Source organism: Natrinema salsiterrestre (assembly GCF_029502005.1).
GTDB lineage: Archaea > Halobacteriota > Halobacteria > Halobacteriales > Natrialbaceae > Natrinema > Natrinema salsiterrestre.
The window spans coordinates 658,094-684,714 of the sequence record NZ_JAMQOT010000002.1 but is presented as its reverse complement, the minus strand read 5'-3'; the positions used below and the strand labels follow the sequence as shown (position 1 = coordinate 684,714).

The window sequence follows — 26,621 nt, the reverse complement described above, 5'->3', positions numbered from 1 at the left end:
CGCCCGACTAGGCGTATCGATCGTATGGTGGTCGCAATGTCGGCCGCGGGCGAGTGGCTGGATCCACAGCTCGCGCCCGTTCTCGTCTGTGTGATCGCCCTCGCGGTGATGGGAACGACCGTGTTGTTCGTCGCCGGACTGGTCGCGTACACCCGACGGCGGACGCTCCGGTATCTACTGATCACGGTCGTCCTCGGCCTGCTCGTCGTCCGGTCGGTGACCGGCTTCGGAACGGTCCTCGGACTCGTCCCGATGACGGTCCACCACCTCGTCGAGCACGGCTTCGACTTCCTGATCGCGGTATTGATACTCTACGCGGTGTATCGGAGCGGGTCAGCGAGCGACGCTCCCGCGGCCGAATTCGACGACTAGCCCCGTCAGCGACCGCGATACGTCGGCCACCGCCGCCGGTCTTCGATCCTCGAAGCGCGTAAATTCAGCACGCATAAGTTCGTGTAGGAACGGATACCGGTATGTCAGTCCCCGACGCCGCAGCGACAGCGGAGGCCGTCGTCGACGAGATTCTCTCCGCAGTCGTCGCGGATCGAACCGTCCTCGAGGAGGTGCTCGCCGGCGTGCTCGCCCGCGGGCACGTGTTGCTCGAGGACGTCCCCGGAACCGGAAAGACGCTCACCGCACAGTCGTTCGCCACCGCGCTCGGACTGGAGTTCTCCCGGATTCAGTTCACGCCGGATCTGATGCCGGCCGATATCACCGGGTCGTACGTGTTCGAGGAGGAAACGGGCGAGTTCCACTTCACGCCGGGCCCGGTGTTCGCGAACGTAGTTCTCGCCGACGAGATCAATCGCGCGCCGCCGAAGACCCAGTCCGCGCTGCTCGAGGCGATGGCGGAAGGCCAGGTGACCGTGGACGGTGACACCCACGAACTTCCCGAGCCGTTCGTCGTCATCGCGACGCAGAACCCCGTCGAGCAGGAGGGGACGTTCGAACTCCCCGAAGCCCAGCGCGACCGGTTCATGGTGAAGACTTCGCTCGGGTACCCTGACGCCGAGGGAACGCGCGAGTTGATCGACCGTCGGGCCGACCGCGACCGTCCGGATCCGACCGTCGAGCGAGTCATCGATCGCGAGCGCGTGCTCGACCTTCAGCGCGTCCCCGAGGACGTCGCAGTCGAGGAGCCGGTTCGGGACTACATCGCGGAGGTCTGTCGGACGACGCGAACCGACGGTCGCGTCGACGTCGGCGTCTCACCCCGCGGCGTCCAGCGGCTGTTCGAGGCGAGTCGCGCCCGCGCCGTCCTCGAGGGCCGCGAGTACGTCGTCCCGGAGGATAGCAAGCGGATCGCCGCCCCGACGCTCGCCCATCGCCTCGTGTTGACGCCGGAGGCCAGCGTCGACGGCGTCTCGCGACGTGCGGTCATCGACGCCGTGCTCGAGGACTGCGAGGTACCGGCGATGGAACGACCCTCAGCGGAACAGTAACCACGTTCCGCCGACGGTCGCCGTCACGGCGACGATCACGCCCGCCGTCGCCGGAACCGACAGCGTCGGCGCGAGGACCGCCGCCCCCGCGAGACCGAGGATCGCGATCGGGATGCCGACGACCGCTACCGTGCCGCTCCAGCCGAGTCGCACGACCTGTGGCCGGCGGGACGCGTCGGCGCCGACTTCGGTCGCGAGCGTCCGGCCGTAGCGACCGACGTCGTACGTGAACAGCGCGGCCGCGAGCGCGACGAACGTGGCGGTTCCCGCTCGGATCGTCTCGCGCTCGAGAGCGACGGTCTCGACGCTCGCACCGGCGACGATGCTGCCCCCGGCGAGGCCGGCGGCGAGTACGAGTTCGGGACCGGGAGCCTCGCCTCTCACGACCGCACCCTCGTAGAGCCACGCTGCCAGCCAGCCGACGCCGAGCACGACCGCCGCTGCGGCGAACAGCGCCGCCACGACGGCCGGGTCGAAGCTGCCGACGCCGGTTACTCCCACGAACGGGAGGGTGATTCCGAGGACCGAGCCGACGACGATCGGGACGGTGGGATTGCGGTAGCCGTCCGTCTCGAGCCACGATTTGCGAACGACGAGCGCGAGAACGGCCACCGCGACGGCCGATCCGGTGGCGATCGTCAGGAGGCCGCGAACGAAGGTACTGGCGGCGATCGGTTCGAGGACCGGCTCGAACAACGCTATCAACGGGGAAAGTACCGTCAACACGGCGATCGCGACCACGATCGAGATCGCGATCCCCGCAGCCAGCAGGAGTGCGTTTCGAGCTTTGTGTGCCGAGTCCCCCCGAGAAGGGACGGTGACGGCCGCCAGTGGAACGAAGAGGAGAGCGCACGCGATCGCGGCGATCGTGACGACGAGCCCAACGAGCAGTCCCGAAACGCCCTCGCCGGTGAGCCACAGGATCGCGTCGATCATCGGCGCAGGGCCGCTCAGCGCGTCGATACCGAACGCGAGTAACGCGGCGCCGCCGGCGACGACCGCCGAACAGAGCGCCGCTTCGCCCGTCCGGCGGAGCGCGGACGGCGTCGGCCGACCGCGAACGACGCTACAGGTGACGCTCGCGACGAGTATTCCCACCGCGCTCGTGAGGGCACGGATCGGTCCGCCTCCGAGACCGACGACGGCGACCCCGCCGAGAACGACGGTCGGCAAGAGCATCGCTGCGGCCGAAATGCGACGGTGAGGCCCTGCAAAGAGGCCTATCGTCGCCGCGACCCCCGTTCCGACGAGGGCTGCGGGAGCGACCATCGGATCGTGGACGGCCAGCGCGACTGTCCCGACGAGCGCCGCGAGCGCGATCCCCCATCTCGTCGTCGAGGGGACCCGGTCGTCGGGTGCGCTCATCGGCGTCCCACCTCCCCCGTCGCATTGCGCAGACGGACGCCCAGCGATTCGTCGCGATCCCAGTCGAGAACTCGGGCCCCGGCCGCGCGGGCTCGAGCGAGCCGCGTTCCCCGCTCGAGCGCCGCGAGTCGCGTCGCGACGTCGTCGGCGGCGGTGACGTCGGGCGAGACGACGCGGACGGCGTACCCTCGCGCGCGGAGCCCCTCGACGAGCTCGATCGGTTCGTCGTCGATGAACGAGGAAAACAGGTACACCTGCGCTTCGCCGGGCAGTCTTCCGGCGAGAGCCGCGACGTCCGTCTCCGTTCGAGAGTAGGACAGGTGAATCGTGTTCGCCGGCTCCCGTAGCTCGTCGACGAGCCCAGTGACTTCTCGTCGCGTCGCGGGGTCCGTCCCCGGCGGGACGGTCGTGAGATCGTTGTCGTGGATCGCGATGGCTCCGGTCGGGTGGCCCGCACCCACGAGCGTCTCGAACGTTCGCTCGGCGGCGTGGGCCGAACGCACGACCGCGGGCACGTTCGTACTCGTCGCCGCGCGGAACTGGCTCGAGCGAGCGTCGACGACGCAGACGATCCGCGTCGATCGCTCGGCGCGGTACTCGACGGTCGCCAGCTCTCGCGTGTTGGCGTATCGCCGCCAGTCGATCGCGCCCACCGGATCGCCCGGCTCGTACTCGCGGACGGAGTGGAACTCGAGGCCGGTGCCGCCCTCGTCCGTCGGGACGTCGCCGGCGTAGTCGTTCGTCCCGTCGCCGAGCGGAACCGTCTCGACGACCCGCGAACAGTCGATCGCGCCGTCGCCGGCGACGCTCGCCGCCCACGTCTCCGCCACCGTTCCCGTGAGATCGCGCGCTCGGACCGTGGCGTCGTCGAACGCGTGCTCGCCGCGCCGGAGTTCGACCTCGTACTCGAGGGTCGTTTCCTCGAGCGGCTCGAGCGTTTCGCACGCACGCGGGGAACCGGAGACCACCGGTAGCGCGTCGGGAACGCCGTCGACGACGCGCAGGTCGAGGAGCGTCTCCGAGCCGGTGTTCCGGACGATCGTCCGTACCGTGACGGTATCGCCGGGGGCCCCGGATATCGGGCCTTCTGCTGCGGTCCCGTCGGTCGAGCCGTCCGAAACCGAGAGCCGGCGCTGCACGCGGACCATCGCTTCCGGTTCGGTTCCCAGGACTGCCGCCGCGACGTACCACAGCGGGAGCGTGGCGGCGGCGACGAGCAGCTGGCTGCCGACGGCGATGCCCAGCCCCGCGAGCGAGAGCGTCGCCGCGACGGCCCACTCGCCGCCGTCGAGCCGGTCGGCGGTCGGGCCGGTCATCCGTCCACCTCCGCGTCCGCGTCTGCCGTCCCGTCGTCGATCGCATCGATCGCCGCGAGCGTGCGACGGACGCGACGGACGTGCGCTGCGCCGGGGTCGACGGGCGCGCGCAGCCGTTCGCCGAGCGGCTGGCGCACGTCGTCGGCGAGGAACGCGGCGGCGACCGGGTCGTCGGTCCACGTTCCCGACCGAACGGCGTCGCGGGCCGAATCGGCCGCGAGCCCGCGTTTCGTGGTGAGCACGCGAACCGCACCGTCGGTGAGCCGGCGACGAACGTCCGCGATCGACTCGTTCGGCCGACAGCGGTACCAGCCGCGTGCGGCGGCGGTGAGCGTTCGGTCCGCCTCCCGACCTGCGACGTGCTCCGTCGGGATGGGTGCCTCCTCGGGCGGTGCTCCCTCGAGCAGCGGGGGAGCCCGCGATCGATCGGCGGTCCACACTCGCCAGCACACGCCCGCCGCGATCACCACGCCGAGCACCGGGAGGAGTACCGCGAACAGGTAGAGCGGGGCGACGAAGAGCCGCACAGACGGGACGAAACCGCCGAGTACCACCGCGGCGACGGCCAGAACGGCACCCGCACTGACCACGACCGTCGCGACCCGCTCGGGGTCGATCGCGCCGATCCTGGCGACCGCTCGCTGCCACGGGCCCGGAGCCGAGCGTCGGCTCACGTCGCTCCCTCCTCGTCGTCCGGATCGTGCTCGCGCAGTTCTCGCACCGCGGCTCGAGCGGCGGCCACTCTGTCCGTCGACGGCTCGCGCCCGCCGTACTCGACGTCGCGAACGATCGCGACGAGCCGGTCCACGCGATCGGCCGGGAACCCGGAAGCGAGCGCGTCGCGAGCTATCTCGCCCGGCGTCGCTGTCTCGCGGTCGTCCACCTCGAGTCGGTCGAGGAACGCGTGCCACGCCGCCCGGATCTCCGCGCGCGGTCCGCGGGGCTCGAGCGGTCGAGCGGCCAGTCGGGGGCCGTCGTCCTGGGATCCCGTCGACTCGTCGCTCGCATCGTCGTCGTCACTCGTCCCGAATAGGTCCCTCAGTGGCGACCCGGTGCTGGTGTTCGACGACCACTCGAGCGAGCCGAGTGACGGGAGCGTGCCGAACGCGCGTCCGAACGACGAGAGCGCCGGACCGAGCGACGGGAACTCGAAGCCGCCGACGCCGCCGAACTCGAGGCGCGGCGCGGAGAACGTCGGGGCCGATATCGACGGCAGGCTGAATTCGCTGAGGGTCACTGTCAGCGCGCGAAGCGCGGCGGCGAACTGCTCGAAGCCATCCGCGAACGCGAGGAATAACCCGGCGGCGGACCGCTCGCGGCGGTTCTCGCTGGCGGCGGCCAGCCGAAGGTAGGACACCACCACGCCGATGGCGAATCCCGGGACCAGGACGACGACCGCCGTCAACCGGAGATAGAGGTTCCCGACGCTCGTCGTCGCGGACTCCGCACCGACCTCGGTGCTCACGGTCGCCGCGTCGCTAATCGGCAGCCACATCGTCGCCCGGCCGTCGCCGTCGGTCGACTTCCTCCCGCCGCCCTCGACGGAGACGGTCGCGCCCGAAACCGGTCTCCCGTCGGCGGATACCTGCACCTCCGCGGGCGATCCCGGGAACAACACGGGCGTGACGAACCTGACCGTCGGTTCGGCGACGTCGACGGTTCGATCCCCGGTCACCGGGCCGCGCTCGACGCGAAGGTCCACCGGTCCCGCTTCCTCCGGCATCGCCACGGTCGCCGTGCCGTTGTCGTCGGTCTCCGCGACGGGGTCCCCGTCGAGGGTCACCGTCGCGTCGGGGACGTCCGTCGATCCAACGGTCGCGGTTATCTCGAGGCCGCGATTCGGTGCCGCATCCTCCTGGGGTTCGATCGTCGCGTCCGTGCGGACGTCGACCGTCCGCGATCGGTTCTCGTCGGGAACGGAAACCGTCATCTCCTCGGCGTACGGGACGGTCACGTTGGCTCTGCCGAGCTCGTCGACGTGCGTACGGTTCCTGCCGTTTACCGCGATGGCGACGTTCGTAAAGTGATAGACGCCCCCGATATCGACCGTCACCTCGTTCCCCGGCTCGACCGCCCCATCGATCTCGATCTCGTCGGGTTGTGAGTCACCGTCCGGCAAGTCATCCCTGTCGGCCGACGTGTTCGCGTCGAACTCGGGCGTCGCTTCCATCGCGTCCCAGTCGCCGGCGACCGGTTCGCCGGTACGGTCTCCGGGGCCGTCGATCCGCGGGTCGGCCGCCGGAAGCGCGCTCGCGACCGCGAGCAGACAGCACAGGCAGCCGACGACGAACAGGAGGCGACGCGTCCCCGTCACGCTCTTCCCTCCAGTTGTGCCGCCAGTTCGGATAGGCGGCGGACGCGGTCGTCGACCGGCGGGTGCGTCGGAGACGAATCGTCGGCGTCGACGGGGGTCGACGGCGTGGCGGCCTCGAGCCAGGCCGTCACCCGCTCGCGCCGGCGTGAGGCGTCCATCGGCCGCCGGATATCGGGCAGGGACGTCGTGTCGTCGCCCGTGACGAGATCGGTCGGGACGATGCACAGTGCGCGGGTTCTGGTCGTTCGGAGATCGGTCTCCGGCGTCGCGTCCGTCTCCGCGAGGGTCACCAGTGCGCTCGCGAGCGCCATCGGCTTCCCGGTGATCCGGGCGGCCGCGGCGTCCGCGGCGAACTCCCGCGACTGCGAGAGCGTTCGCGTCGCCCAGTCGGCGATCGTCGGGAACACCCACAGGATCGGTGCGACGAAGACGTACGTGAGTGCGACGAGTGGGAGAAACCAGTACAGTGCGATTCGACCGCTGCCCGACAGTTCGTCCGGGTTGGCCAGCGCCCGGCGCGCGAGCCGCGCCGCGTGATACGCTCGATCGGCGATCTCGAGGAACAGCGTCGTCACCGTCATCAGCGTCACGTCGCGGTTGGCGACGTGGGCGATCTCGTGGGCGAGTACGGCCTCGAGCTCGTCGGCGTCGAGGGAGTCGACCAGCCCCGTCGTGACGACGATCGTCGCGTCGGTGAGCCGGCCGACGGTGTAACAGCTCTCGGTGTCGTCCGCGACGACGCGAACGGCCGGCTCCGGAACGTCGGCCGTCATCGCGAGCCGTCGGACCGTTCGGGCGACCGCGTGGTCCGCGTCGCCGGTGTCGCCGCCAGTACCGGAGAGGACGCGCTGATAGCCGTAATACGTCTGTGCGGCGAGGAAGCCGACGACGACCACCAGTGCCGTTCGCCACGAGACCGGTAGCCGGAGGAGGTCGACGTCGACGGTTCCGTACCGGAGGAGAACGATCGCGCCGCCGACGAATCCCGGTAACAGGACGCCGTACGCCCACAGCACTGCGAGGACGAAGGCGGCGCTGACCGCGACGAACACGCCGAGGACGGCAGAGATTCGCAACCGGAGGTTCATGGAGGAAACTTGCTGGAATTCTCGACTCCGGAACCAAAAATTTTCCCCGATCGTTCCGGTCAGTAGTTACGATCTGCCCGCCCGCCTCGATCACCACCGGAGGCGATCGGTGTCGAACCGACTGGCAGGGTCTCGCGCTGGGTCTCGAGCGAGTTCGTGCGGACGTTCGTTGGCTGGGCGGTCGACCGTCGGATCACTACCGGCGCACTCGACAACATTTAATTCGCGCGGGACGCTAGCTCTAAGTATGGTCGAATCCCTCGTGGGAAACGCGCCGCTCTTGCTCCTGGTGGTGGGTCTCGTACTGATGGTACTCGAGGCGATCTCGCCGGGTGCCCACCTCATCGTCATCGGGATCGCCCTGGTCGGGGCGGGATTGATCGGCGTGCTCTTTCCGCCGGCAGCGAACGTGTTAATCCTGGCAGTGCTGACGCTCGCGATCGGTGCCGCTGCCGCCTACGTCTACCGGGAGTTCGACTTCTACGGCGGAAAGGGGACGGCCCAGACCTCCGACTCGGACTCGCTGTCCGGCGCGACGGGCTACGTCACCGAGACCGTGACGACCCGCAGCGGCGAAGTCAAGCTCGAAGAGGGCGGGTTCGCGCCCTACTACAGCGCGCGAACGACCGACGGAACGATCGAGGAGGGCGAGGAGGTCATCGTCCTCGACCCCGGCGGCGGGAACGTTCTCACGGTGGAATCGGTCTCCGCGATCGGCGAAGACGAGATCGATCGCGCGCTCGCACGCGACAAGGCCGGGTCCGACGAACCCGATCGGGAGGCCGCCGACGGCGGTGAATCGATCGACGGAACCGATACCGAGACGGAAACCGAGAAATCGAAGTAGCGACTGTCGGGATCTGATATGTTGACGAAATAAGGGAACGCTTTTCTCCCCGCCGCCGTAAGCTCGAAATATGGTAGTACAATTGTTCCCGATGCAAGCCCTCGGCGGCGCAGCACTGCTCGTCGGTGCGCTCGTCCTCGTCGTCGTCATCGCCGCGCTCCTCAGCGCGATCGAGATCGTCGACGCCTACGAGAAACGTGCCCTGACCGTCTTCGGGGAGTACCGAAAACTCCTCGAGCCGGGGATCAACTTCGTCCCGCCGTTCGTCTCCAATACGTACGCGTTCGACATGCGTACCCAGACGCTTGACGTGCCCCGACAGGAAGCGATCACGCGCGACAACTCGCCCGTGACCGCCGACGCCGTCGTCTACATCAAGGTGATGGACGCCAAGAAGGCGTTCCTGCAGGTCGACGACTACAAGATGGCCGTCTCGAACCTCGCCCAGACCACGCTGCGCGCCGTGCTGGGCGACATGGAACTCGACGACACGCTGAACAAGCGCCAGGAGATCAACGCCCGCATCCGCACGGAGCTCGACGAGCCCACCGACGAGTGGGGCATTCGAGTGGAGTCGGTCGAGGTCCGCGAGGTCAACCCGTCCAAGGACGTCCAGCGCGCGATGGAGCAACAGACCTCCGCCGAGCGGAAACGCCGCGCCATGATCCTCGAGGCGCAGGGTGAACGCCGCAGCGCCGTCGAGAAGGCGGAAGGTGACAAACAGAGCGAAATCATCCGCGCACAGGGTGAAAAGCAGAGCCAGATCCTCGAAGCGCAGGGTGACTCGATCTCGACCGTCCTCCGTGCTCGCTCCGCCGAATCGATGGGTGAGCGCGCCATCATCGACAAAGGCATGGAGACGCTCGGCGACATCGGGCAGGGCGAGTCGACGACGTTCGTCATGCCCCAGGAACTCACCTCGCTGGTCGGCCGCTACGGCAAGCACCTCTCGGGCAGCGACGTGAAAGAGAACGGCTCCGAACTCGAGAGCCGCGAGTTCGACGACGAAACGCGCGAACTGATCGGTCTGGACGACATCGCGGAGATCATCGGCGAAATCGATCAGGAAGCGGACATGGACGTCGAAGCGATGGAGCAGGAGGCCCAGGCGATCAAGGAGGGCAAGGATCCCGCGGAGATCTCCGACCCCGAGGAGGTCATCGAGGAGATGGATCAGGACTTCCAGAGTCAGGCCGACGGCGGTACCGAGGTGCCGGTCGACGAGGACGACGAACCGTCGACGAGCGACTGACCCCCGCCGGGAACCGTCCGCCCGCGGCTCCGTTCGGTCCGCGCCGAGACGAACCGAGATCCTCGAACTAGCCAGTTTTATTGAATTATCGGCTACTTACTGAGTAATAACGAGCAACGACGCGGAGCGAAACCTGTTTTACTGGTCAGCCCCTTCGGGACGGTAGGTAGTTATGACACCACCCGATGGGGTCGACGACGAGAAACGAGCGACCCTGCGCCGATTCGCCGCCCTCGGTGCCGCCTCCTCGCTGGTCGGTCGGTCGGACTCAGCGGCGGCTGACACGGGTGAAAGCGACGCTCGCGATGCGATCGCGGGCTATCTCTCCACGACGCCGGGCGCGCACTTCTCCAAGATCCGCGACGATCTCCAGCTCGGGACCGGTGAAACCCAACACCACCTCCGCCGCCTCGAGGACCTCGAGGCGATCGAGCGCTACCGCGACGGCGACTACAAGCGGTTCGTCACCGCCGGCCGATTCGACGAGTTCGAAAAACGAGCGCTCGGGTACCTGCGGCGGGAGACGCCACGGGGCATGCTCATCGAACTCCTCCTGCGGTCGGACCCCACCGCCGGCGACCTCGCCGAGGCGCTTGACGTCTCACCGCCGACGGTGAGCAAGTACGCCGGCGAGCTCGAGGAAGCCGGGCTGCTCTCCCGAGCGGACGGCTACGCGGTCGAACGACCGGAGACGGTGCTGGTCCTGGTCGTCCGTCACGCGGATTCCTTCGGCGACCGAGCGCAACGGCTCGCGCGGGACGCGGATCAGTTCCTCGAGTATCAGGGCTGAGGCGCTGTTGCCCGCCGGTAATTTCGTATTACGGTCTCACGAGGAGTCGCTCGGCTCGACGATCGACGGAAGCTCCGTCAGGGACTCGAGCTCGTGCGTCGCGTTCGGCGGTCGCTCCCGATCGCGATTGTGCGGCCGTCGGAGGAACGCCGTCTCGAGGCCAGCCGCGTGTCCCGCCGTCACGTCTGTTACGGAATCGCCGACGTACAGGCCGTCGGTGACGCCGAGGTCGGCGAGGGCGTCTTCGATGTAGTACGGATCCGGTTTGCGTCGGTCGTACCCGTCGAACGTCGGATCGCGACCGCGGACGACGTCGAAGTCGAACCCGAAGTAGTCGGCGACGAATTCGGCCGTTTCGTGGCGATTGTTGGTGACGAGCCCGATCGCGGTCCGATCGCCGAGGTCGCGAATCGCGTCGATATCGTCGTACGGGTCGCGCTCGCCCGACCGGAGGCGATCGTGGGTGCCACTCGAGGCGTATGCTTCCTTGCGCTCCCAGAATTGCGACGGATCGATCCCGAGTTCCGTGCAGTGGGTCCGGATCCGTTCCTCGTCGTGATTCCTGAAATCGCGACGCTGGGGCGGCGTCGGGTCGGCGTCCAGTTCGGCGAGTGCCGCGTCGGCGGCGTCGGCGTACACCTGCGGGTCGGTCCGGAGCCCCTCGAGGATGACGCCGTCCATGTCGAACAGTACGACCGTCATGCAGTGATACTGCGGGCCTGTGATACAAGAGCGTTCGGCGTCGCCGTGCACCGCCGGTGTTCGCTCGTTACGATGAGTAAAATACGAACTCGACGAACCGGGTCGCCGTCCGCGAGTTACATATCGACTTTCCAGGTGGTGCTCGACGAGTAACCCCATTTTTCGATCTCGACGTCGTAGTCACCTTCCTGGAGCGCTGTGATGTTCGAACCGACCTCTTTCGCCGTCATCCCGAGTTCCTTGCCGATGAGGCGGGATTTGAAGTACGTCTTCGTCGCCGCGTTGTTCCGGAGGTACTCCAGAATCCGCTGTTGTTTACTCGTGAGGTCGGGGGCCATTGCAGTGCTCATACACGACCGAACGACAGGAACGCCCTTAGGGGGTTTGGTACGCGCGGTTAAGTCGCCGCAGTCTTGCGATTTCGGCCGGGAGTAATCGATGAATAACCGAGCGGAAAGCTTTCGTTGGTATAGTCGGTTAAAATATATCCGAACGGAACTGTCATCAGTTCGTGATCGTTTCCGGCCGACGGTATCGGATCGTCGATAGCGAACCCGACGCGCCAGAATAAGTGAGTGACAGTCAGCGATCGGTGTCGTAATACTCCGTTACGAACGGTCCGAACGAAGTCGCAACCGCGTCACCGAGCGCTCGCGTTCGATCCGTCAACCCGCCGGTGAGTGCGCCCGCAGCGCCCTCCCTCTGGGCGACGTTCTCCGTCCCGAGGAGGTCGTCCATCACCGGCCCCAGCTCCGCCCCGTCCGAAACCTCCCTCGCGACGGACTCCGGAAGTCGAAGCGTCGGCCCGCCGCCTCGCTCCGTGCGATCGCCGTCCGTCACGGCACCCCACATGATCAGGGAGAGCCCCGGCACCCCCTCGAGGCGGGCGACCCCGCCCTCTAACCCCACGCCGTAGTCGGCGTCGGTCGCCGCGAGCGCTCGTCGGGCGCGGTTCTCCGCACCGGTGACGGTTTCCGCGATCGACCGCGGTTGTTCGTCGACGCCGGAGTCGACACCGACCGCGATCACCGTCGGTTCGTATCGCTCGAGGGTCCGCTCGACGGCGTCGATCTTGACGGGGTTCGTGCTCCCGACTGCGAGTTCCATGTCGGCAGTTCGAACGGGCGACAGTTGGCACCTCCGCTTCGACCGCACACTGGCTGTCAGCCGACACGTTATCCGCCGGGTCACTGTTCATATCTATCATGCTCTTTCGCCCGAATTACCCGTTTTCGCGGGATGTGGGGCCGGGATTCCGAAACCCTTAACCATCGAGTCTCTGAACGTGGGAGGTAACGGAACCGTCCGGGCTTTTGCGATCGGTTCGGCCGGGCAGCAATCGCCATCGTATGACTAACGCACCATCGAACACGAGAGTACGACGTAGCGAACCCGAAACGAACGAACAGGAGACCGAAAGCGAGGAGCAGGAGCTGGCCTGTCCCGAGTGTGCCGGCAATCTCGTCGTCGACGACGAACACGGCGAAACCGTCTGTGAGGACTGCGGACTGGTCGTCGAGGAGGACTCCGTCGACCGCGGGCCGGAGTGGCGCGCGTTCGACGCCGCGGAAAAGAACGAGAAGTCCCGCGTGGGCGCGCCCACGACGAACACGATGCACGACAAGGGACTCTCGACCAACATCGACTGGCGGAACAAGGACGCCTACGGGAACTCCCTGGGATCCCGGCAACGGGAGAAGATGCAGCGCCTGCGCAAGTGGAACGAGCGCTTCCGGACCCGCGACTCCAAGGAACGCAACCTGAAGCAAGCGCTCGGCGAGATCGACCGGATGGCGTCCGCGCTGGGGCTCCCGACGAACGTCCGCGAGACCGCGTCGGTGATCTACCGCCGCGCGCTCGACGAGGACCTCCTCCCGGGCCGCTCCATCGAGGGCGTCTCGACGGCCTGCGTCTACGCCGCCGCCCGTCAGGCCGGCGTCCCCCGGAGCCTCGACGAGATCGCGGACGTCTCCCGCGTCGAGAAAAACGAGATCGCGCGCACCTACCGCTACGTGGTCCGCGAACTCGGGCTCGAGGTCCAGCCCGCCGACCCCGAGAGCTACGTCCCCCGCTTCGCCTCGGGGCTCGAGCTCTCCGACGAGGCCGAACACCGCGCGCGCAGTCTCCTCCAGAACGCCAAGGAGAAGGGCGTCCACTCGGGCAAGTCGCCGGTCGGCCTCGCCGCGGCCGCAGTGTACGCCGCCGCGTTGCTGACGAACGAGAAGACCACGCAGGCCGCGGTCTCCGACGTCGCCGACATCTCCGAAGTCACCATCCGCAACCGCTACCACGAGCTCCTCGAGGCCGAGGAGACAATCGGGATGGCCTGAGTTCGGACCGCATCGAACCGATACCGTTTTTGTCGGTCTCGCTCCCACTGGGGAGCAATGGGACTACAGTTCGATTCGTTCGTCCTCGCAGCGTCGACGGCGGATCTCTCGGACGAAACCGCGGCCCGCGAGCACGCCGACGCGATCGAGTTTCGAATGGACCTGACCGACGAGCCGCTGGCCGCGCTCGAGGCGTACGACGGCGAGTTGCCGATCCTCGCGACGAACCGCGCCGAATGGGAGGGCGGGGAGGCCGGCGACGAGGGGCGGCTCGAGGCGCTGGCCGACGCGAGCGCGCTCGACGACGTCGGCGCGATCGACGTGGAACTCGAGTCGATTCTGGAGGGCGCGGCCGACGACCTGCTCGAGACGGCTCGGGATCGCGACGTCTCGATCGTCGCGTCGGCTCACGACTTCGAGGGCACGCCGCCTCGGAATGAACTGGTGCGGACGCTGACCGAGGCGAGCAAGTACGCGGACGTCGCGAAGCTGGCCGTCACGGCCGAGTCGAAGGCCGATACGATCGCGTTGTTGTCCGCGACTGAGCAACTGACCTCGCACGGCGATACCGTCGCGACGATGGCGATGGGTGAAGTGGGGAGTCACACGCGGGCGGTGGCGCCTGTATACGGTTCGAAGATCGGGTACGCGCCCGTCGATCCCGAGGAGGCGACTGCGCCGGGGCAGTACGATTTGAAAACACTAGACGCTATTGTAAGTACTATCTGTGATTGTAAAATATAGGACTAACTGGAGACGATCTAGTTTGAGACCGCCGCAGCGTTCGATTTCGTTAGTGCGTTGACTGTTACAGTCTCCTCAACATCCCAGTTGCCATCGTGGGAGACTATGTAACAGCCAACCTTGAGTGTCTCACCAGGCTTCAGGACCCGCGGGTCTGCGGATGGATTATTATACGGTAGTGTACTTCTCATATCACTCTTGTCGTAACCATCAAGGGTAGATCCCCCGTGTTCGCCGACGAAGAAGTGGAACTGAGGGTCACCGTTCGAAGATTGTGCATCCAGCGCAGCGTTCAGCGCATCAGTGTCGATCTGAATCCCGACCGTCTGGGTTCCTTGGTTCTCGATATCAAACAGGTGAAGGAACTGTGTCGTCGCATTCGCATTCAACCCCGTTCCCCCCTCGCCGGTCTGATTACTACTGTCGAAGTTCAGTTGAATCGTTCCCGGGGTGCCGGTCATCTGCGCGTAGTGACTCTGATCTACGAATTTGAGGTACGCGTCTGCGTCGGACGCAGTTTCAATCGACACGGTTCGATCCGCCTGTACTTCGTTGAACGCACCGGTTCCGATTGTAGCCGCCGAGCCGGCAGCGAGCGATCCCACACCGAGCATGAATTTACGTCGTTCCATAGTTTTCACCACTTCCTGTGCGCTCGGCTCTCCGGCCAATCATCGCCCGACGGCATGGCATCGTATCCGAACGCATGCATTCCAGCCCATGCCCGTCCCACACCTTGTGTATACACTGACAGGAGGTTCGACACACGAGCCCTGCAGTTCGGTATCGACACTCCGTACTCCGCCTAATCGAATTCAGCCACTGACTGCAGCGATACTAGTCGAGTGATAAGCCGGGGACTCTGTTTCCTCATACTCGAGCAATCTCGAGGGTACCAGACCCAATTCGCAGCGGATTCACTGACAGGGACCGTCTGTAGTCGTTCGAAAACAGTCCCGAACGGTTAGCGAATCGGAAATTCAGGGCAGATTATTACGCTCGGACCCGTCGCTGTCCGAGAGCCGCCACGACCCACCGAACGATCGGTAGTGACTCGAGTCGAAAACAGAGCGATCGGTACGGACTACGGCGTCCGTCGATCGCTTACGAGTCGTCGTTCGACGCGTCAGTACCAGCGTCCCCGTCGTCGGTTCGTTCCTCCTCGAAGAGATGGACACCGTCGCTCGAGCCGTCCTCAAACGCCTCCGGCTCGTACGCGTACAGCGACTCCCCGTCGACCACGTAATACCCACCGGCCGATTCGTCCTCGAGCACGCGCCGATCGCAGTCGATCGCGATATCGACCAGGTCCTCGAGCGTCGACACCGTAATCTGCGACCGCTCGCGGATGTCGGCGGGGAGCGAGCCTCGCGAGATCCAGTCGTCGAACTCTTCGCGTTCGTATTCGGCACGGAGGCGCTCGAGTTCCCGTTCGGAGGGCGCGAGCGTCCCCCTGACTCGGGCGATCGCGAGCCCGCCGAGCCCACAGACCGAGGCGAACAGCAGGAGGACGGAGCCGAGCGGACCGCCGAATCCGGCCGAACTCGCCGTCTGGACGGTTTCCGCCCGCTCGCGTGTCTGTGTGCGTCGGTCCGCCGTCGGCCCGTCGACGCCGTACGTGGAGCCGTCCGGCGCGATCGCGAGTTCGTAGCGCTCGGTCCGCTCGACGGGTTCGCCATCGACGGTTCCCTCCATCGTTACGTTCGCGACGACGGCCGTCTCCACGGAACCGGGCGACCCGCCGAGGCTCTCCTCGATGCGCTCGCTCTCGTTTACCGTCGCGGGAACGTCGACCGCGAACGAGGTCGTGGCCTCCTCGCCGGGCTCGAGGCCCTCGGCCGTCGTCGCTGCGATCGTGTCGTTCACTTCCCAGTACTCCCGTTCGTCGTCGGCGGCTCGTATCACCCGCTCGAGCTCGATGTCGACGGTCAGGTCGCCGGCATCGGCGTCGTATCGGTACTGAAAGGTACCCTCGAGTTCGGGCGTCACTCGAGTGAAGTAGACCGATCGGTCCGAAAGCTCCGTTCCGACCGGGTATACCTCGTTGTCCGCCCGTACTTCTGCACTGTGGTCGAAGCCGCCGACCCCGGACCACGCCGCAACCGTCTCTCGGTCCGTTTGCTCGGCGGGACCGGTGGCAGACGCGTAGGCACCCCAGCCGCCGACGAGCGCGAGCGCGAGCAACGCGACGACGGCGACGACGAACCACTCGTCCAGTACGGCTCGCGCCCGTACGAGCAGCCGATCGCTGTTCACTGTCGATCCCTCTCTGGTGTCGAAACTCTCGTGTGCATAACTGTCACCTCAGAAGTCCCCCTGTCGAACTCGAGCGCTGTCGCGAGCGGGTCCTGATCGTCCCGGTGCCCGCGAGGAGCGCGAACGGCAGTACGAACAGTCCGGTAGCGACGGTCGCCACGGTGGTCATCGCCACCCAGGGGTGGACGGCGTGCAGCCGGGCGATCATCGGCGGTGGGAGCACCGCGAAGTACCGGCGGTCCGTGTACGAGCGCAGGTAGTATCCCGTCTCGGGCGGTGCGGTCAGCGAGACGGTCGCGTCGACGTGCTCGCCGCGAGTGAGCACTCTCGGGTCGTCGTCGACGTCGATCCCGTCGCTTGCCGGTTCCGTGATCGACACGACGGGCAACACGCCGCCGTTTCGCAGTTCCGCGGAGTGGGTCTTCGTTTCACCGACGGGGACGACGTCGGGCCGTTCCGAGTCGAACTCCGCGCTCACGAGTCCGATCTCCACCGATCCCGACATCGCGACCATCGTCACGAGCGTGACCGCGAAGAGCAGGACGGCCATTCCGCCGACGAGCCGTCGGGCGTCGAACGCGTCTTTGCGCGCGTGCGATCGAGAGCGTCCGCGATCGGGCGTTCCACGCCCGTCCAGTACCACCGAGAGGCCGGTCACGAGCAGCCCGAACCCGAGCAGGAGATACGAGAGTCCCTGACTGCCTGCCAACGCTCGGATGCCGAGCGTCGACGCGAGCCACCACTGGGCCGACTCGAGTCCCCCCTGGACGGTCATCGCGACCGTCCCGAGGTGAGGGATCGTCACGACCTCGCCGTTTACCTGCAACGCCGTCGCGACGATCTGTCCGTCAGTGACGTGTGGCTCGCCGCTGTCCTGATCCGTGAACGGATTCGCGTCCCCGCGGGTCACGTAACCGTGATCCGTTTCCTCGACGACCCGATGGGTCGTCAGACCGCCGTCCTCGATCTCCTGTGCGTCGTAGACGACCACGTCTCCGTTTTCGACGGGACCGGCGACGGCCGACGGAACGGCGACGAACCCGTCACCGGCGTCGATCGTCGGCTCCATGCTTCCGGTCTCCACGTAGCCGAGTCCGATCGGAACGCCGAGCACGTGACCGACCGCCAGTAGACCGACGAGGGCGACGATACCGATCGCCGCCGCTCGCCGAAGCCCCGTCCCACCGTCTGTTCTGATTCGTGCCATATTCTACGCTCCGGCTGACGCGGCGACGTATCGTCGAGCTGCGCCGGCGCGTCGTTCATCCGAACGGGACTGTTCACTTTTGCTATGGGTGGGCTTCCGTCACTGCTGGCGAGGATTGCAGTCAGCGGACCGCTCGGTAACGTCTTCTTTCTCTCTGTCCCCGTTCAATTCATTTCGTTTATATAATCGCGAATGGTACCAATAGTAACTAATTCGCAACCGAGAACGCGGAAGTAACCTTCTGATTACTGGTTCGATCGCTATAGTTTACAATTATTTAACAATGCAACCGGCGAGTGAACCGACGGGGGGATGAAGGGGTGACCGACGACCTCTCTTCGAGAGGAGATTCACGGACTGACGAACTGACACGCGACGAAATATTCACGATGCTGAGCAATCGACGGCGGCGGTGGGTACTCCACTATCTCAAGCGGACCGACGAGGAACGAGTCGAGCTGCGGACGCTCGTCGATTCGGTCTCGTCCTGGGAGTACGACGTCCCGGCTGACGAGCTTCCCTGGAAGAAACGGAAGCGGGTCTACACCGCGCTCCGGCAGTCACACCTGCCGAAGCTCGACGACGCCGGGGCGATCGAGTACGATCAGACTCGAGGCGTCGTCGAACTGACCGACGAAGCGGCGGAACTCCAGATGTATCTCGAGTACGTTCCGGCCGACGACATTCCCTGGAGTGAGGTCTATCTCGGACTGGCAGGGATCGGGGTGGTGTTGACCGTCCTCGCCCGGTACGCGATTTTCCCGTTCGTCGAACTCGGCGGGACGGCGCTCGCGGCGATCTTCGTCGCGATGTTCGGCGTGACCGCGTTCGTCCATACGTGCTACGCTCACCGAAACCGAATCGGACGGGGTGAGCCGCCGCGATGATCCGGAAAGTCGGGCTCGCGATGATCGCCCTCGCGATCGTCTCGCTCGTCGCCGCGAGCGGCGGCGCGAGTTCGGTCGCCGTCGAACGATCGATCGAGGTGGCGGTCACTGACGATCCGTCGGCACAGCCCGTCGCTTTCTACACGGAGGCGAGCGGTGAGAACGACTCGAGGATCACGGTGACGAATCGAGTTGACGAAGAGTTAACGGTCACGGAAGCGTCCGTCGACGAATCTCGGGTCGGCGACTGGGGGCAGAACGTGAGCGTCGACCGGACCCGCGCGTCGGCCGATCCGGGATCGAACGCATCGATCGACGTTACCGACGTTCCCTGCGGCGACGCCGTGGCCGCGGGCGGCCTGCCGATCGAAATCACGGTCGAGTCGGGATCGATGACGATCGAGACGACCGTCGACGCTGCTGTCGCGTGCGACGAATAGACAGCGGTCCGTTTTCGCGAAGCAGTGCCATCGTTTCGCTCGAGAGTGATCGAAATCGGAATGTTAAGGGACGGGGTCCCCTACCATCCTCACGTACAATGACATGGCTCCGTGCGCTTCTCGCCGCCGGCCTGTCGGTGATCATGCCCGGTGCGGGCCACGTCCTCGTTCGGGACTGGCTCCGCGCCGCCCTGTTCGCCGGCCTCTTCCTCTCGGCGAGCGCCCTCTTCCTCCCGATCGAACAGCTCGCGGCCGCCGGCCCGATAACGAGTGTCGACGAAATCACCGCGTACGCGGACGTGATGTCCGAAGAGACCGACTCGATGACGCAGTTCCTCCTCTCGTTTATCGCCCTGTTCGCCGCGATCGACGCGACGTTTCGCGCGCTCGGGTACCCGCCGAGCGGGGCCGACACGACGGACGGTCCGACCTGTCCCGAATGCGGGAAGGAGATCGACGAGGACCTCGCGTTCTGTCACTGGTGTACGACGCGACTCGAGTCCGAGGCGTCCGACGAAGAGCCGGCTCATTCGTAGGTACGAGCTCCGCTGCGGTCGGCGATCGCACCGCTCTCTGGTTTCGGGGCGGTCGGTGACGGCGGCCTGCGCGGGAGAGATATAACCACACTAGTAGTGCTTCCACGGAGCCCTTTTCCCCGCTCGTCCGATACGGCAGTCAGCCACCGGCCACCCGCTGTGACCGGCAGGAGTCACCCAATGCGAACGAACACCGAACGACGCGACGATGAGGTTGTACCGGCCGACGGAGCGTTCGACCAGTACGTGAGTTACGCCGCGAGCGACGGGACGGTCATCTGCGACCGCGAGAATCCGGCCGCGTGGATCCGGTCGACGGACGTTCGACCGTGTTTACGGTAGCGGGGCTATCGACGGGTGCCAGCGCCGATAGCGGCGTCACCGACAGCGGCTACAGACGAATTCGGTCGGACTGATCGCCCTCAGCTGTGGTTCCGGGAGGTACCGGCCACACTCCGCGCACCACGTCCAGTAGATTCGATGTGGGTCGGCCGCGTCCGCGGCGTCCGTCTCGGCTGCGCCCGTCGACGGGTCCTCGTCGCGCTCGATCGTGATCGACCGATCGCCGACGCCCGCGACCGTCCCGGTGATCGACGCGTGCTGGGCGACGCTGATTCCGTCGGCCGGTTGGGCGATCATTTCGCCCGACTCGACCTCGTCGTCGGCCCGGACGATCGGCTCGCTGGGCGTCACCACGCCCTCGAAGTCGGGGTTCGTGATCAGCGGGACTTCGACCCGATCGGGCTCGAGCGTCTCCGTCGGCTCCGTCTCGTGACTCGACTGTTTCCACGCCGCCGGCGCGAGGACGTTGACTCGCCCGCCGCTCCCGATTCGGTTCTCCGCGACGACCGACTCCTCCATCACGAGCAGACAGTTCGTCCGCTTGCGGACGCCGAAGCGCTCCGGCGGCCGCTCGATCTCGAAACACCACCCGGGCCCGCCGTCGAGGATGACCTCGTTCTCCGCGAGCCCGTCGGTTCGACCCGCCGCCTCGAGGAGGGCCGTCGCGGGCGTCCCGATCGGCACCCGAAGGAACCGATGGGTCGGGACGCGGCCGTCGACGTGGACGAACTTCTCGGTCGTCGGCTCGCCGTCGACGAGCGCGCGGTAGACGTTGTAGAGCGTTTCCGTGTTCTGGACGATCCAGCCGTGATCCATCGGGAGCTCGTCCCCCTGCATCACGACGTCCGCGACGATCCGCATGAGCACGGTCTCCATCCCGAACTCGTACTTGTCAGCGGTGGAGGCGACGACGATCCCCGTCTCGTCCCCGTCGATCGGGAGATCGCTCGGCTCGTAGATCGTCGCGTCGGTCGCGGCCTCGAGGTCCCCCATCCACTCCTCGCGGTTCGCTCGCTTGACGCTGATGACGATCCGGTCGAACGCGCGATCGAGCAGCCCCTCGAACAGTGCGACGAGCTCGTCGGTTCGCTCCCGGCCCAGCCACTTGTCCATGTAGTAGTTCGGCTCGCTCTCCTGGTGGTTCACCAGCAGTGAGTCGACCTCCTCGAGTCTGTCCCACTTGGCGTACGTCGGGAACCCGGCCCCGCCCGCCCCCGCCAGGCCGGCGTTGCGCAACGTCACCGCGAACTCGGGCGGCTCGACCGCGCTGACTTTCTCTCGAGTGACGCTCATACCCGAGAGAATGGCACGGTACCAGCCCTCATAGATTGTAGTTACCGTCGTCCTGAATGCCTAGCAAAACTGCATTTTGATTCTCGGAGCAGTGTAACGGCGACGAACTATTTGCACGACTGAGACGACGCGGGCGTATTTCGATTCAGGAACCCGACTGACGAGAGGTATGTTACCAATTAACTATGGTGGCGAGGCGAAAGCTCGACGAAAGCACCTATTTCTCGATGATACTCTCCTCGACCGGCTCGCCGAAGTGTCGCGCCGTGTCCTCGGCGTACAGCAGGATCTCGTCGCCGGCTTCGACGTCCGTCACCGCTTTGCGTCCCTCCGAAGTGGGGACCTTGATCGTCTCGGCGTTCTGGAGCAGCGTTTCGACGCGGTCGCCGCTCTCGGTCTCGAGGGCGAGCCGGAACATCGGTCGCTGTTCGATCTTGACCCGGCCGACGACGGCCTCGCGGGTGTTGCCGTCGAGATCGACGATCTGGACTTCGTCCCCGCTCTGGAGTTCGGAGAGGTACTTCGTGCCGCCGTCGGGCGTCCGGACGTAGGCGTGGACCGCGCCGGCGTTGACGCGGAAGGGACGGGAGGCGACGTACGGCGATTCGGCGGTCTCGCCGTGGACGAAGACCAGCCCCCGGCTCATCGATCCGACGAGCATTCCCTCGTCGTGCTCGAGCAGATTCCCGGTATCGACGCAGACTCGATCCGCGCTGCCCGCTCGTTCGATGTCGACCACTTCCGCATATTCGAGATCGAGGCTCTCGCGTTCGGCCTCGTCGCGGACCGCGACGGTCTCGCGGATCTCGTCGGGGTCGTCCGAGTCGAGCAGGACGGCGTCGGACCCGATTTCGAGGGTCTCGAACGCCGTTTTGGCCTCCTCGGCGCTGGTGACGCCCGCCACGAGGTCCGTCTCCTCCCCGATGCGCGCGATCAGGTTCTCGAGGGGGATGATCGTCCAGTCCTCGCCGACGACGATCGTGTGGTCGGCCTCCTCGGCGGCGGTTTCGGCGAAGCGCTCGTACTCCTTGCCGAGGATGCGGACGTACGCGCCGCGCTGGAAGTCGCCGTCGCGGCGCAGCGTCGAGAGGTCGGCCGATCCGGAGAAGTCCTCGGGCAGGTCGATCGTCGCGTCGCCCTCGCCGTTCTTGCCGACGACCACCGCGTCCGCCCGTGCGGCCGGTTCGGCGTCGTCGCTCCCGCCTTCGGCGTCGTCGATGTCGTCGACGAGGGTCACGTCCCCGTCGGTTCGAAACGCCGCGACGTTGATATCGCCGAGTTCGCGGACGCGTTCCACGTCTCCCTCGTCGACCAGTACCCAGTCTGCACCCGCCTCGAGCGCGGCGGTGATCCGCGCCCGGCGGTCGTCCCAGTCACCGACGGTGTCGTCGGCTTTGACCCAAACAGATCGCGTCATGCATCGACCCTCGAAGGGAACGGGCTTGAACGTGGCGGATCGAACAAGGGCGGCGGATCGCTCCCCCGGTCCGGGATACCGCCCTCCGATACCGATCGAGCCCCGCTATCGATCGTGAATCGCTGTGAGACCGATCGCACAGCGACGGCCGGCAGCTCCGGGTCGCCGCCTCGCTTCCCGATCCGTATCAGTCGTTACTATCGCTACTATCCCGTTAGTTACGACACTCACGATAGTAACGATAGTTGAAATACTTTCTCAGAAATTGATAATACCTGTTCGGCCGATCGTTCGAATATGGGTCAGCGCCACCTCGAGACGGACGCCGAACTGTCGATCGACTGCGCCGCCCGCCGGCTCGGGGTGGGTCCTGCGGCCGAGGTCGCGCGAGCCGCGTTCGACCACGCGGGCGAGCTGGCGGCCCTCGAGTACGGCCGATCGGCGGCCGTGCTCGGGTCCCTCCGCCTCGCCGCTCGGCGCATCGACGTCGGCGACCTCGAGCGCGAGCGGTTCGCGGACGCGTTCGACGTCGATCCCGACGACGTCGTCGCGGCCGAGGAACTGCTGACGCGGTACCTGTCGCCGCCCGCGGACGCCGCCGAGATCCGCTCGCTGCGACGGACGCTCATCGCGGCCCGAGAGGTCCTGGCCGCGGTCGAGCGCGGCCGCGCCGCTGGCCCCGAGCTCCCGGGCTCGCACCTCGCTGACGCCGCGCCCTTCCTGCTCGCTCGCGCGAGCAGCCACCTCGACGCCCGCACCGACCGCGAGTTCCCGGGGCTCGACGCGGCGGCGCTTCGTGCTCACATCGAGCGTCTCGAGGCCGACCTCGAGCTCGCTCGGCTGGGGACGAAGCTGTACCTACTGGTCCACGACGGCGACTGAGCCGCCCTCGCGCCTCCCCGCTGACGCAGCGTCCTACCGCAGCTCTCCCGCGTCCTCCATGAGCTTGTGCCGGAACGCGCGGTAGGCGTTTTCGCCCCGCTCGGTCAGCTCGACGACGCGCCGACGGCCGACCGACTCGATCGTGACGTAGCCGTCCTCGGCGAGGGGCTCGAGGACGTGCGTATCCAGTACTCGAAACGCGCCCTTGTCCTCGCCGGAGCGCTCGTCGGGCGAGCGCCGATCGGCCATAAAGGAGAGCTCGCGGTCCCGCGCGTACTCGATGAGGTCCTTCTTCTTCGGCGGGGCCGTTCGATCCTCGTGGAACCCCTCCCACGCGCCGGGATCGGAGAGCAACTCCATGATCGCGACCTGATCGCGCGTCGGCGACTCGATCGGATACGTCGGCACCTCCTCCATCTCGTCGAGGCCGAACGAGATGGGTTCGGTCGTTCCGTCGTGGGCGTACTCCGAGGGCTCGACGTAGTAGGCGTGGGCGTCCGTCGAGACGTCCATGCACGCGATCGTCGCGCCGATCGCCGGAATCGTCCCGGCCCCCGAGACGTTGACGTACACCTGATCGTCCGCGTGCACGTCCGCGATCGTCGTCACGTCGCCGAGGACGGCGTAGACGTCCGTCAGGTCGCACTCGCGGGTCCGAACCTCCGGCACGATCGACTCGAGTTCCTCGCGCAACTCGTCGTGATACTCGGCCCTCGCCGTCGCGTTCCGCTCGCCGGTTCCACCGTCTGTTTCACCGTCTCGTTCGTCTGTTCTCCCTCTTCCGCCCGTACTGTCGCCCTCGAGGAGATAGACCAGATCCGCCCGCTGGGTCCTGATCGGCTCGAGGATCCGATCGAACTCGTAGCCCAGCGGCACGACGTGCACTCGCTTGACGACCTCCATACGCCGTGAGGCGTGTCAGTAAAAATAACTGCTGCGGAATCGTCGGTGTCGGCTCGAATTGCAGCGACGACCCCGTTTCGGCTATCTCGGCAACCCACCGCCGGGCGGGACTGAAAGGGGCGACGCTCTCGTCCGGCGAAGCGACGCGAGAACCGCAGCCGAGCGGAGCGAGGCGAGGATCGCAGCGAGCTGCAGCCGACGGAGAGCGTCGGGGCTTTCGGAGCGTTCGCGTCGGTAGTAGCAGTCTCTTTCGAGAGCCATCCACCTAGTCGGCGAAACGTTGAGAACGCCCCCGCTCGTAGGACGCGACAGATGGCCGCCTACGACGCGATCTGTTTCGATCTCGACCACACCCTCTGTGAATCCACGCAGGACCCCGCGGCGCTGCTCGAGTCGACCTTCGAGCGCGCCGGCTGCGAGCGGTTCTGTACGCCCGCGGACCTTCGCGCTGCCGTCCCCGACCTGCCGACGGCCGAAACGGATCGGGAGTTCTACGACCACCTCTTCACCGAAGTCGCGCAACGAGCCGGCGTCGATCCAGACGTCGCGCCGACGCTTGCAGCGGCGTACCTCGAGCGGCGGGACCCGACCGCCGTCCGGTTCCGACCCGGGGCGAACGCGGCGCTCGAGTACGCCCGGACTCGAGGCTCCGTCGGGCTCATCACGAACGGCGGACGGAAAACGCAGACCCGAAAACTCCGGGCGCTGGGGATCGCGGACGCCTTCGACGTGCGGGTGTTTACGGAGCCGAGCGCTGGCATCCTCCCGAAGCCGAACGCCGCGCCGTTCGAACGCGCGCTCGGAGAACTCGACGTCGCGCCGGACGCGGCGATCCACGTCGGGGACTCGCTCCACGCCGATATCGCGGGCGCCAACGCGATGGGACTCGATTCGGCCTGGCTCGATACCGGCCGCGACGACGGGCCGCGCGACCACGAGCCGACCTACGAACTCGCGTCGCTCGAGTCCTTCGAGACGATCGTCTAGCCGACGACGGCTCCTACTCCTCCGGCAGCAGATCCGTGTGTACGACGGCACGATACTGGGTGTCCGTCCCCTCCTCGAGTCGCTTGAGCAGCGCCGCCGCGTCCTGGAAGTTCTCGGGGAGCTCGAACGAGTCCGAGGAGTCCTCGTCGCGGTCCTTGCAGCGTTTGACGAACTCGACCAGGACCTGACGGGTCCCGCGGCGGGCGTAGACGACCCCGATATCCCGCTCGAGCCCCTCGCTCCAGGTCTCGATCACCGACGCGGCCGCGTTCTGGGGCCGCTGCAGCCGCTCGACCAGTGCGTCGGTATCGATATCCGCGTCCTCGCCGCCCACGTCGTCGATGACCGCCTGGAGCTCCTCGGGGTCCGTCTCGCCGGACGGCCCGTCGCCGGCCGCCTCGAGCAAGTCACCGAAGGCCTCGACCTCCTCGCGGCGAACCGCGATCGGATAGACGAAGTCGTGGGTCTCCTTGGGAAGCGCGTACGACTTCCCCTCGATCCCGTGTTCGCCGGGCTCGGATTTCCCCAGCATCAGATCGACAATTCTCATACTCGAAACAGGCATCGTGAGGCGAATAAGCCTTCCGCGGTCGACTCGCCCCGTCCTCGCTACCACTCGTCGCCGAGCGCGGCCTTCGCGCCGCCGTACCCGCTCGCGGTCGTCCACGTCCGACCGCTATCCGCGTGTTCGACCTCGTAGGACCCACCGCAGGCCCCGCAGCGATACCGGTCGGGAGCCTTCACCGGCTTCGACGCGCGGTGTCGCGCCGCCCGCCAGTCACAGTCCGTCGAGCGACACCGGAGCACGTACCGCGGCTCCGCGAACGACTCGCAGTAACGCGGGGCCTCGAGCGCCGCCGCCCGCTCGCGAAACCGGTCGCCGTGCCCGGACTCGCCGAAACGCTGGAACTCCCAGGCGTGGACCAGTTCGTGGCGGACGATTTCGGCGAACTCGGGCCAGTCGTAGCGGTCGTACGCGCGTCGAGCGAGGACGATCGTCGCCACCTCGCGGTCGGCGTCCCACCGACAGAGCCCCGCTCGGCGACGCGCTCGCTCCGACACGTCCCACTCGAGGGCCTCGAGATCGACGGCCAACTCGTCTTCGTCGACGACTTCGCGGGCGTGAATCCGCGCGCGGGCGACGATCTCGTCCGCGAGCGTGAGCTCCTCGGCGTCGGTCACGGGTTCGCAAAGGGAGACGGCCGCCGAAATTCTTCCGGTAGCCGAGGCGAGAGGTACAGCGCGACTGCGGAGGGCCCGCGGTCGGCCCTGCGTGATCGT

At 66.7% G+C, this 26,621-nt stretch carries 29 protein-coding genes; 13 read left to right on the top strand and 16 right to left on the bottom strand.

Translation table 11 applies throughout. From position 1 onward, the window contains the following. The first annotated feature begins 24 nt into the window (after positions 1–24). Both NDI89_RS08925 and NDI89_RS08920 read left to right on the top strand, forming a co-directional pair. Positions 25–372 carry a DUF7471 family protein gene (locus NDI89_RS08925; RefSeq protein WP_277521180.1) on the top strand — a complete coding sequence of 116 codons (348 nt, stop codon included), beginning with the start codon at positions 25–27 and terminating at the stop codon, positions 370–372. Between the two features lie 101 nt (positions 373–473). Continuing rightward, complete coding sequence (locus tag NDI89_RS08920; protein WP_277521179.1) at positions 474–1,442, top strand: AAA family ATPase; 969 nt, start codon at positions 474–476, stop codon at positions 1,440–1,442. On the opposite strand, the gene NDI89_RS08915 is transcribed toward NDI89_RS08920, so the two are convergent. The 5 genes from NDI89_RS08915 to NDI89_RS08895 are packed head-to-tail and all read right to left on the bottom strand — an operon-like array spanning position 1,428 to position 7,525. Beyond that, the gene (locus NDI89_RS08915) at positions 1,428–2,807 is read right to left on the bottom strand and encodes a hypothetical protein (RefSeq protein ID WP_277521178.1); all 1,380 of its coding nucleotides are present in this window, start codon (positions 2,805–2,807) and stop codon (positions 1,428–1,430) included. The genes NDI89_RS08920 and NDI89_RS08915 overlap by 15 nt on opposite strands. Next, complete coding sequence (locus NDI89_RS08910) at positions 2,804–4,123, bottom strand: DUF58 domain-containing protein (protein ID WP_277521177.1); 1,320 nt, start codon at positions 4,121–4,123, stop codon at positions 2,804–2,806. Before NDI89_RS08910 ends, NDI89_RS08915 begins: the two co-directional genes overlap by 4 nt. After that, positions 4,120–4,797 carry a DUF7269 family protein gene (locus tag NDI89_RS08905; RefSeq protein WP_277521176.1) on the bottom strand — a complete coding sequence of 226 codons (678 nt, stop codon included), beginning with the start codon at positions 4,795–4,797 and terminating at the stop codon, positions 4,120–4,122. The genes NDI89_RS08910 and NDI89_RS08905 overlap by 4 nt, the downstream gene beginning before the upstream one ends. Continuing rightward, a complete protein-coding gene (locus tag NDI89_RS08900) occupies positions 4,794–6,437 on the bottom strand; it encodes a DUF4129 domain-containing protein (protein ID WP_277521175.1) in 1,644 nt (547 codons plus the stop codon). The genes NDI89_RS08905 and NDI89_RS08900 overlap by 4 nt, the downstream gene beginning before the upstream one ends. Further along, positions 6,434–7,525, bottom strand: coding sequence for a M48 family metallopeptidase (locus tag NDI89_RS08895; RefSeq protein ID WP_277521174.1), 1,092 nt, complete (start codon positions 7,523–7,525; stop codon positions 6,434–6,436). Before NDI89_RS08895 ends, NDI89_RS08900 begins: the two co-directional genes overlap by 4 nt. A gap of 247 nt (positions 7,526–7,772) precedes the next feature. Between NDI89_RS08895 and NDI89_RS08890 the strand changes: the two genes are divergently transcribed. The 3 genes from NDI89_RS08890 (at position 7,773) to NDI89_RS08880 (ending at position 10,414) form a co-directional block, all read left to right on the top strand. Then, positions 7,773–8,372, top strand: coding sequence for an NfeD family protein (locus tag NDI89_RS08890; protein WP_277521173.1), 600 nt, complete (start codon positions 7,773–7,775; stop codon positions 8,370–8,372). A 70-nt stretch (positions 8,373–8,442) separates the two neighbouring features. Next, positions 8,443–9,624 (top strand): SPFH domain-containing protein, encoded by a 1,182-nt coding sequence (locus tag NDI89_RS08885; protein ID WP_277521172.1) that lies wholly within the window; start codon positions 8,443–8,445, stop codon positions 9,622–9,624. Between the two features lie 172 nt (positions 9,625–9,796). Continuing rightward, complete coding sequence (locus NDI89_RS08880) at positions 9,797–10,414, top strand: winged helix-turn-helix transcriptional regulator (protein WP_277521171.1); 618 nt, start codon at positions 9,797–9,799, stop codon at positions 10,412–10,414. Positions 10,415–10,450: 36 nt separating this feature from the next. Here NDI89_RS08880 and NDI89_RS08875 read toward each other — a convergent pair whose 3' ends face one another. The 3 genes from NDI89_RS08875 to yjjX all read right to left on the bottom strand — a co-directional run bounded on the left by NDI89_RS08875 (position 10,451) and on the right by yjjX (position 12,223). Continuing rightward, a complete protein-coding gene (locus NDI89_RS08875) occupies positions 10,451–11,116 on the bottom strand; it encodes an HAD family hydrolase (RefSeq protein ID WP_277521170.1) in 666 nt (221 codons plus the stop codon). A gap of 116 nt (positions 11,117–11,232) precedes the next feature. Next, entirely contained in the window at positions 11,233–11,454 is a 222-nt protein-coding gene (locus NDI89_RS08870) for a DUF7123 family protein (protein ID WP_277521315.1), read from the bottom strand. A 244-nt stretch (positions 11,455–11,698) separates the two neighbouring features. Continuing rightward, positions 11,699–12,223 (bottom strand): inosine/xanthosine triphosphatase, encoded by a 525-nt coding sequence (gene yjjX / locus NDI89_RS08865; RefSeq protein WP_277521169.1) that lies wholly within the window; start codon positions 12,221–12,223, stop codon positions 11,699–11,701. 242 nt (positions 12,224–12,465) lie between these two features. Here yjjX and NDI89_RS08860 point away from each other — a divergent pair, with 242 nt between their 5' ends. Further along, complete coding sequence (locus tag NDI89_RS08860) at positions 12,466–13,446, top strand: transcription initiation factor IIB (RefSeq protein ID WP_226005354.1); 981 nt, start codon at positions 12,466–12,468, stop codon at positions 13,444–13,446. Positions 13,447–13,503: 57 nt separating this feature from the next. Continuing rightward, a complete protein-coding gene (locus tag NDI89_RS08855) occupies positions 13,504–14,190 on the top strand; it encodes a type I 3-dehydroquinate dehydratase (protein ID WP_277521168.1) in 687 nt (228 codons plus the stop codon). Between the two features lie 17 nt (positions 14,191–14,207). Here the strand turns inward: NDI89_RS08855 and NDI89_RS08850 are convergent, their stop codons facing one another. From NDI89_RS08850 to NDI89_RS08840, 3 genes are all read right to left on the bottom strand, one after another. Next, the gene (locus tag NDI89_RS08850; protein WP_277521167.1) at positions 14,208–14,822 is read right to left on the bottom strand and encodes a hypothetical protein; all 615 of its coding nucleotides are present in this window, start codon (positions 14,820–14,822) and stop codon (positions 14,208–14,210) included. 472 nt (positions 14,823–15,294) lie between these two features. Next, on the bottom strand, positions 15,295–16,446 hold the full coding sequence (locus NDI89_RS08845; protein WP_277521166.1) for a DUF5305 domain-containing protein: 1,152 nt from the start codon (positions 16,444–16,446) through the stop codon (positions 15,295–15,297). A gap of 43 nt (positions 16,447–16,489) precedes the next feature. After that, complete coding sequence (locus NDI89_RS08840; protein WP_277521165.1) at positions 16,490–17,653, bottom strand: signal peptidase I; 1,164 nt, start codon at positions 17,651–17,653, stop codon at positions 16,490–16,492. A gap of 389 nt (positions 17,654–18,042) precedes the next feature. Here NDI89_RS08840 and NDI89_RS08835 point away from each other — a divergent pair, with 389 nt between their 5' ends. The 4 genes from NDI89_RS08835 to NDI89_RS08820 all read left to right on the top strand — a co-directional run bounded on the left by NDI89_RS08835 (position 18,043) and on the right by NDI89_RS08820 (position 19,858). Further along, positions 18,043–18,540: a DUF7344 domain-containing protein gene (locus NDI89_RS08835; RefSeq protein WP_277521164.1), complete on the top strand. Its 498-nt coding sequence runs from the start codon at positions 18,043–18,045 to the stop codon at positions 18,538–18,540. Further along, positions 18,537–18,980 carry a hypothetical protein gene (locus NDI89_RS08830; protein ID WP_277521163.1) on the top strand — a complete coding sequence of 148 codons (444 nt, stop codon included), beginning with the start codon at positions 18,537–18,539 and terminating at the stop codon, positions 18,978–18,980. Before NDI89_RS08835 ends, NDI89_RS08830 begins: the two co-directional genes overlap by 4 nt. Before the next feature lie 98 nt (positions 18,981–19,078). After that, the gene (locus NDI89_RS08825; protein ID WP_277521162.1) at positions 19,079–19,516 is read left to right on the top strand and encodes a zinc ribbon domain-containing protein; all 438 of its coding nucleotides are present in this window, start codon (positions 19,079–19,081) and stop codon (positions 19,514–19,516) included. Between the two features lie 180 nt (positions 19,517–19,696). Then, positions 19,697–19,858, top strand: coding sequence for a DUF7331 family protein (locus NDI89_RS08820; protein WP_277521161.1), 162 nt, complete (start codon positions 19,697–19,699; stop codon positions 19,856–19,858). A gap of 36 nt (positions 19,859–19,894) precedes the next feature. Here NDI89_RS08820 and NDI89_RS08815 read toward each other — a convergent pair whose 3' ends face one another. Both NDI89_RS08815 and NDI89_RS08810 read right to left on the bottom strand, forming a co-directional pair. Continuing rightward, positions 19,895–21,151 carry an NADH dehydrogenase subunit gene (locus NDI89_RS08815; RefSeq protein ID WP_277521160.1) on the bottom strand — a complete coding sequence of 419 codons (1,257 nt, stop codon included), beginning with the start codon at positions 21,149–21,151 and terminating at the stop codon, positions 19,895–19,897. Positions 21,152–21,368: 217 nt separating this feature from the next. Further along, positions 21,369–22,568 carry a 3-dehydroquinate synthase II gene (locus tag NDI89_RS08810; RefSeq protein WP_277521159.1) on the bottom strand — a complete coding sequence of 400 codons (1,200 nt, stop codon included), beginning with the start codon at positions 22,566–22,568 and terminating at the stop codon, positions 21,369–21,371. 297 nt (positions 22,569–22,865) lie between these two features. Between NDI89_RS08810 and NDI89_RS08805 the strand changes: the two genes are divergently transcribed. Next, positions 22,866–23,450, top strand: a complete 585-nt coding sequence (locus NDI89_RS08805; RefSeq protein ID WP_277521158.1) for a hypothetical protein — start codon at positions 22,866–22,868, stop codon at positions 23,448–23,450. Between the two features lie 33 nt (positions 23,451–23,483). Here NDI89_RS08805 and NDI89_RS08800 read toward each other — a convergent pair whose 3' ends face one another. After that, positions 23,484–24,353: an HFX_2341 family transcriptional regulator domain-containing protein gene (locus tag NDI89_RS08800; protein ID WP_277521157.1), complete on the bottom strand. Its 870-nt coding sequence runs from the start codon at positions 24,351–24,353 to the stop codon at positions 23,484–23,486. A 312-nt stretch (positions 24,354–24,665) separates the two neighbouring features. Here NDI89_RS08800 and NDI89_RS08795 point away from each other — a divergent pair, with 312 nt between their 5' ends. Further along, a complete protein-coding gene (locus NDI89_RS08795; RefSeq protein ID WP_277521156.1) occupies positions 24,666–25,340 on the top strand; it encodes an HAD family hydrolase in 675 nt (224 codons plus the stop codon). Between the two features lie 13 nt (positions 25,341–25,353). Here the strand turns inward: NDI89_RS08795 and NDI89_RS08790 are convergent, their stop codons facing one another. Next, entirely contained in the window at positions 25,354–25,890 is a 537-nt protein-coding gene (locus tag NDI89_RS08790) for a hypothetical protein (RefSeq protein WP_277521155.1), read from the bottom strand. A gap of 59 nt (positions 25,891–25,949) precedes the next feature. Then, a complete protein-coding gene (locus NDI89_RS08785) occupies positions 25,950–26,522 on the bottom strand; it encodes a SprT family zinc-dependent metalloprotease (RefSeq protein WP_277521154.1) in 573 nt (190 codons plus the stop codon). Positions 26,523–26,621: the final 99 nt, after the last annotated feature.

Coding starts and splice junctions, on each gene's coding strand:
- NDI89_RS08810 (WP_277521159.1), bottom strand. CDS start 22,568: ATGACGCGATCTGTTTGGGTCAAAGCCGACGACACCGTCGGTGACTGG.
- NDI89_RS08800 (WP_277521157.1), bottom strand. CDS start 24,353: ATGGAGGTCGTCAAGCGAGTGCACGTCGTGCCGCTGGGCTACGAGTTC.
- NDI89_RS08915 (WP_277521178.1), bottom strand. CDS start 2,807: ATGAGCGCACCCGACGACCGGGTCCCCTCGACGACGAGATGGGGGATC.
- NDI89_RS08805 (WP_277521158.1), top strand. CDS start 22,866: ATGGGTCAGCGCCACCTCGAGACGGACGCCGAACTGTCGATCGACTGC.
- NDI89_RS08910 (WP_277521177.1), bottom strand. CDS start 4,123: ATGACCGGCCCGACCGCCGACCGGCTCGACGGCGGCGAGTGGGCCGTC.
- NDI89_RS08895 (WP_277521174.1), bottom strand. CDS start 7,525: ATGAACCTCCGGTTGCGAATCTCTGCCGTCCTCGGCGTGTTCGTCGCG.
- yjjX (WP_277521169.1), bottom strand. CDS start 12,223: ATGGAACTCGCAGTCGGGAGCACGAACCCCGTCAAGATCGACGCCGTC.
- NDI89_RS08875 (WP_277521170.1), bottom strand. CDS start 11,116: ATGACGGTCGTACTGTTCGACATGGACGGCGTCATCCTCGAGGGGCTC.
- NDI89_RS08830 (WP_277521163.1), top strand. CDS start 18,537: ATGATCCGGAAAGTCGGGCTCGCGATGATCGCCCTCGCGATCGTCTCG.
- NDI89_RS08890 (WP_277521173.1), top strand. CDS start 7,773: ATGGTCGAATCCCTCGTGGGAAACGCGCCGCTCTTGCTCCTGGTGGTG.
- NDI89_RS08795 (WP_277521156.1), top strand. CDS start 24,666: ATGGCCGCCTACGACGCGATCTGTTTCGATCTCGACCACACCCTCTGT.
- NDI89_RS08820 (WP_277521161.1), top strand. CDS start 19,697: ATGCGAACGAACACCGAACGACGCGACGATGAGGTTGTACCGGCCGAC.
- NDI89_RS08920 (WP_277521179.1), top strand. CDS start 474: ATGTCAGTCCCCGACGCCGCAGCGACAGCGGAGGCCGTCGTCGACGAG.
- NDI89_RS08815 (WP_277521160.1), bottom strand. CDS start 21,151: ATGAGCGTCACTCGAGAGAAAGTCAGCGCGGTCGAGCCGCCCGAGTTC.
- NDI89_RS08880 (WP_277521171.1), top strand. CDS start 9,797: ATGACACCACCCGATGGGGTCGACGACGAGAAACGAGCGACCCTGCGC.
- NDI89_RS08790 (WP_277521155.1), bottom strand. CDS start 25,890: ATGAGAATTGTCGATCTGATGCTGGGGAAATCCGAGCCCGGCGAACAC.
- NDI89_RS08825 (WP_277521162.1), top strand. CDS start 19,079: ATGACATGGCTCCGTGCGCTTCTCGCCGCCGGCCTGTCGGTGATCATG.
- NDI89_RS08855 (WP_277521168.1), top strand. CDS start 13,504: ATGGGACTACAGTTCGATTCGTTCGTCCTCGCAGCGTCGACGGCGGAT.
- NDI89_RS08885 (WP_277521172.1), top strand. CDS start 8,443: ATGGTAGTACAATTGTTCCCGATGCAAGCCCTCGGCGGCGCAGCACTG.
- NDI89_RS08860 (WP_226005354.1), top strand. CDS start 12,466: ATGACTAACGCACCATCGAACACGAGAGTACGACGTAGCGAACCCGAA.
- NDI89_RS08840 (WP_277521165.1), bottom strand. CDS start 17,653: ATGGCACGAATCAGAACAGACGGTGGGACGGGGCTTCGGCGAGCGGCG.
- NDI89_RS08870 (WP_277521315.1), bottom strand. CDS start 11,454: ATGGCCCCCGACCTCACGAGTAAACAACAGCGGATTCTGGAGTACCTC.
- NDI89_RS08850 (WP_277521167.1), bottom strand. CDS start 14,822: ATGGAACGACGTAAATTCATGCTCGGTGTGGGATCGCTCGCTGCCGGC.
- NDI89_RS08835 (WP_277521164.1), top strand. CDS start 18,043: ATGCTGAGCAATCGACGGCGGCGGTGGGTACTCCACTATCTCAAGCGG.
- NDI89_RS08925 (WP_277521180.1), top strand. CDS start 25: ATGGTGGTCGCAATGTCGGCCGCGGGCGAGTGGCTGGATCCACAGCTC.